The organism is Bradyrhizobium cosmicum (genome assembly GCF_032290525.1).
Taxonomy (GTDB): domain Bacteria; phylum Pseudomonadota; class Alphaproteobacteria; order Rhizobiales; family Xanthobacteraceae; genus Bradyrhizobium; species Bradyrhizobium cosmicum_A.
Window position 1 is genome coordinate 1 of the sequence record NZ_JASXTA010000578.1, and the last position, 238, is coordinate 238.

At 60.9% G+C, this 238-nt stretch carries 1 protein-coding gene; it reads right to left on the reverse strand.

Going from position 1 to position 238, the window contains the following annotated elements; genetic code table 11:
• Positions 1-238: ABC transporter substrate-binding protein (locus QSV46_RS41000; protein ID WP_314964491.1), on the reverse strand; the 238-nt coding region annotated here is incomplete at both ends.

The window sequence follows — 238 nt, forward strand, 5'->3', positions numbered from 1 at the left end:
GGCATCGACAAAGCGCTGCACCAGGTCCGGCTTCTTGTCGACGATCTCGCGGCGGGTCTCGATCAGCGTCGAGTAGGCATTGAAGCCGTGATCGGCCAGCAGGATCACGCCGGGCTTGAAGCCGGCTGCCTTCTCGACGGCGTAGGGCTCGGAGGTAACGTAACCCTGCATCGCGCTCTGCTTGTTGACGATGAAAGGCTGCGGATTGAAGGTGTAGGGCTTTACCTTGCTCTCGCTG